This is a genomic window from Oleiphilus sp. HI0123, assembly GCF_001635315.1.
Window position 1 is genome coordinate 1 of record NZ_LWGE01001652.1, and the last position, 4,617, is coordinate 4,617.

The 4,617-nt window shown below is 39.5% G+C and carries 4 protein-coding genes; all 4 read right to left on the reverse strand.

Features of this window, described 5'->3' with window-relative positions; translation table 11 throughout:
• Positions 1–65: 65 nt before the first annotated feature.
• A complete protein-coding gene (locus A3761_RS22240) occupies positions 66–1,592 on the reverse strand; it encodes an oligosaccharide flippase family protein (RefSeq protein ID WP_068553584.1) in 1,527 nt (508 codons plus the stop codon).
• A gap of 9 nt (positions 1,593–1,601) precedes the next feature.
• The gene (locus tag A3761_RS22245) at positions 1,602–2,864 is read right to left on the reverse strand and encodes an O-antigen ligase (protein WP_068553585.1); all 1,263 of its coding nucleotides are present in this window, start codon (positions 2,862–2,864) and stop codon (positions 1,602–1,604) included.
• Between the two features lie 168 nt (positions 2,865–3,032).
• Positions 3,033–4,307 carry a hypothetical protein gene (locus A3761_RS22250; RefSeq protein WP_068553541.1) on the reverse strand — a complete coding sequence of 425 codons (1,275 nt, stop codon included), beginning with the start codon at positions 4,305–4,307 and terminating at the stop codon, positions 3,033–3,035.
• 2 nt (positions 4,308–4,309) lie between these two features.
• Positions 4,310–4,617, reverse strand: a 308-nt coding sequence (locus A3761_RS22255) for a tyrosine-protein kinase family protein (RefSeq protein WP_369808256.1), incomplete at its 5' end; no start/stop codon positions are given.

The following is a 4,617-nucleotide window of genomic DNA, read 5'->3' on the forward strand; positions in this document are numbered from 1 at the left end:
CTGAAATATGTTCTTCATATAAGGGGTATAACAAATTTCTAAAAATCCATGAATACATCTTTTTCCTACCAGCGAACCCTATATGCTATTAATATTTTTATTAGTGCATAAGGGAATTCCCCCAATCGTTTAGACAATTTGAGAACCATATCATAATCCTCATCACTTAAACCATTTAACATAAGCAAAAATAATAGATACGCCACACCAAAACTGAAAAAGCCAACAACTACCTGCATCACCTCGCCCATACCATCAGACAAAGAGCTAGTCACCACTATCGCCAAGAGGCTAGACAATACTGCTATCAACATCCGCTTGATATCAGGTAACACCTCTAAATACCTCCTAACAATAACATACAGAAGAACTGTTAATATGACTGATAAGGAACAATAAGCAACAACAGCACCATTAAACTTCCAGATAGATATCAACCCCAAGTTCAAGCTCAATGACAAAACCAAAGAAAATAGACTAAACTTTAATAATAGACCTTGCTTATCCGCGCTTAACAAGTAAGCATTAATAGGATCCCTAAAAGACGTCAGTATACCCATTAAGGTAAAAAGCCCAAATATTAAACCAGCTTGAGCATACTCCTCGCCATATAAAATAGTAACTATCAATTCTCCATATGCTAAACTCGGTACAGCAACCATGACCCCTAACACAAATAAATAACGCATTGCCTCACTAATCTTAATAGCAGGATCATCCTGCGCCCCTGAAACTGATTTAGCAATCATTGGTAACAATAAAAAACTATAGACACCAGGAACCAAAGAAATAGCAGCCCCAGCCATAACAGTAGCAATATTAAAAAACGCAACAGATTCATTTGTAGAGAAATGTTTTAGCATAATCACTTCGCACTGCCCCAATACCAAAACACCCAAGACTGTATTGACGGTTACAACTCTTAGATGGTGATTTATTCGTCTCTTTAATACTGGATCTAGTACAGCTGCATTCAAGAGTCGTGGATCGACCAACCTCTTTAGATATACTTGTGAGACCCCCCAATAAACTAACGCAATAAGTGAAAAAATTCCATATACCTCTGAAACACTCGCCCCCAATGCAAAAGCCACCAATACTAAAATAAGATTAATTGGTGCAACAACCAAAACAATAAACGCTAGATAATCAAACCTCTCAAACCCCTTAAGCACCCCAACCCTATACATATAGGAGCTCTTGAATATCACAACCACCATTAAAAATACTATTAAATGCTGATACTCACTTTCAATAAGTACACTAGGAAACACGAGTGCAACAAACGCCACACAAAAACATATAAACGCCGTTTTAATTAATTGAATACGTTTAAAATAAGTATGAATCGCATGGATAGCATCAAGATCATTATGAGCGCGAGCTTCAGCGATAAATTTAATCGCACCAATACTTATACCTGCATTAGTTAATACAATTAATACTCCTGCTATTTTGACCATATAACTATAGATACCAAAAGCATCAACCCCCAGCGTACGAGCTATTAATATTGATACAGCTAACCCCAAAAAATACTCAAAATAAATGCTTATGGAGGAGTAATAGGTATTCTTCAGAACCTTAGACACTCTTTTGCCTCATAACAAAACTTTTACTGCCAAGTAAATAACGACTAAAGAACCAATCGTAGATTTAATAAGAACAGATGAAAAAGAGCTATATCGAAATCGAAGCTCTGGATCTCCACGCCGTCCCTTAGTAGCCCGGTAGTATACGGCAACAAGCATCCCACAAAAGATATACAATAGTGGTGTATAAGCTCTACTTAAAAAGAAGCTTGTTACCATAAATCCAATCATGGAATATGTGAGAGTCCGAGCTATTTCAGACTCCTGTAAATCAATATGATTAACAAAACTCTTTTCCATTTTTGGGTACCAGAGCACGAGTAGTAAATAAACACAACCAACCATAAACCCCATCCAAAGGAAATATCCAAGCAATCCTAATTCTGAAAAAACCAAGACAAAAGAGTTATGCGCCGTCAAATGATGATATTCGGTAAACTGCCCCATTCCTACTCCAAGCACTGGATTCGACATCAACATGTGAAACCCCTCGTACCAAGCATCTAATCGCCCTTCTGCTGACGCCTCTTCCGAATCTATTTTTCTAAATTTCCCCATTACAAAGATTGCTAAAGGAAGCACAAACGCACCTAGAGACAGGCTTTTTTTCAACCCATATTTCAAATAGAACCAAACTACTAGTTGACTCATAGTGCCAAGTAAAGCCCCTCGTGAATTTGTCATATAGATTCCATGCAAGATAAAGGCTACAACAATACAAAAAGCTGGCTTAAGGTAAGCTTTAGCTCTAAACAAGAAGTACATAGCCATTGGAAGAATCATTACAAAAAACATCCCCAAATCATTCGGGTCACTAAAAATCCCCAAATAAGTTATTCTTGTCTTTTCTGACAAACCAGCTCCACTCCAACCTAGGCCGGTCTCGGATGATTTCTGAACACTCCCATCATGCACCATTACCAAAGCACAACCTATGAGAAATAACATAGCTACTCTCTGTTTTTGAAGAGTAGTTATAGTGTTTTGAATTAGTAAAAAGGGTAAAAAAATTGAAGTGATAAACGTAGTTACTGACCCAATTGCGCCACCAATCCAGCCATTAGCAATTCCAGAAATCAAGATTACGGGAATCATCAAGACCAAAAAAACATTCTGAGGAGCATCAAACCGATTGTTTTTCTGGGCAAACATAAACAGAGCAGCAAATATTAGAGAAATTTTTACCAAAGGAAAGCCAAATAGGGGCGCAAAGAACTCTTGAGGCCTAACAAAAACAAAAAAGAAATATGCTAGTAAAGAAATAAAAGCCACTTAACGCTATCCATACCTACAATCTGAAGTATAATATCAAGGCTCGACCTCGGAAGGCTTAAACTAATCTCAACCCACGAACAACTTACCCTACTCAACCGCTCTATTAAAGGGTGAACGCTTTCTTATTACCCCGATTATCAGTAATTCCAAGTATACGTTTCTTCTCTAAAATAACGAAATACGAACCACAAATCCTACAGAAAACTCCTCATAATCACGATACACATCGCGACGGTTATCTCGCGTCTCATATTGAATATAACTTTCTGCACTAATATCTGGCGAAAATTGATAGTTCCCGTTTATTTGGTAAGTTAGGAGTTCCTCTTCGCCAAGCTCTTCTCGCCCAAGATATTTGGTCTTTACTAACTGCAAACTAGCACCAGTCGAGAAGCCTGGGAAAACCTCTTTCTCAAGAGCAAACAGTCCATTTAGAACTTTTTCGTCACTATTTTGAACAGAATAATCTTCATAATCCCAAGCCAAGGCCAAGCTATAGCCATATACCCCTAACTCTCGATCAATACTTAACCCTGCCGAGCGACGCCTTACAATATCATTCCCCTGCACAACAAACTGGTTAGGGGCACCAGGATTCACCGCAAAGCCAATCGATGAATCTGAAATGTCTTCAAAAAAGTTAATCGTCACATCATGCAGCCATAGTTTTTCCCGAACGAATGAAAGGTTCACAAAGTTCGACTCAGTTTCTGCGTTCGCCTCGGGAACCAAGTGTGTGCGTCCTACACTAATACTAGCAACCCCATCAACAAACTGGCGTGACACACCAACTCCTAGCTGTATACGATCATACTTTTCGCCACCATCAGCATCCAGCATCACTTCGTATGCTCCGGTCCAATTCATCGAAGTTATAGAGCTGATTTGATGTGTAACGACCACGGACAATTCAGCCCGCTTTGTATCAGCCGTACCTCTTTGAGAGTTCTCTGCGATAATATAGCTACTCCCTCCTACTAACATCATTGTCGGTGACATGACATATAATATACTCGGTCCGGAAGATAGCGTATCACGATACCCAAGATTATCGGACCGGACCTCTTCTAAAGGATCATTCAGCGTTTGGCTACGAGTAAAAGACGTTTGCCAGCTTAAAAATTCTTCGACAACATCAAAATTCAACAAACCCAACCCTGTACTTAATGTCGTTTCCCCCTCGTACGCATTACCGTAATAATGATCTTTTTCCAGAGTGAAACTAGCATTCGTCTGAAAGGTTTTTCTTTCCTCAATGGCGCTACCCGATAACGAAATAGTTTGATGTGTATCAGAGTTCGTGTCATCCGCACTAAGACTGATATTAGTTGAAAACTCCGCATTGCTTGATAACACAGCAGAGTATTCTATGGCTGCAACTGGAAGAGATAAGCAGGCAGTGATTATAATACTAACAAAAGCGCGATGATCAATCATCATGATCAATTATTGTAAACCAGGCCAGCAAGCTTATCTTTACCAATAACACTAATTGCCGCCTCCACCTGCTCTGCCGTTGCCCGCCCATGCGGTACAACCAATACAACCATATCCGCAATTTCAGTGAGAATCCTAGCTTCCGATGACTCTGTTACCGGAGGTGCATCAATAAAAATGTAGCGATCAGAGTATCGAGAGCGAATTTCATCGACAAAGCGCTGCATTTTATCAGAAGAAAAGTACTCTGCCGCCCCTTCACTGTTGTCACCTATCGGTACGACACGCAATCGAGGCACACCCGTAGCATAAA

Excerpts from the sequence above, each read along its gene's own strand:
- A3761_RS22250 (WP_068553541.1), bottom strand. The coding sequence starts at position 4,307 with ATGATGATTGATCATCGCGCTTTTGTTAGTATTATAATCACTGCCTGC.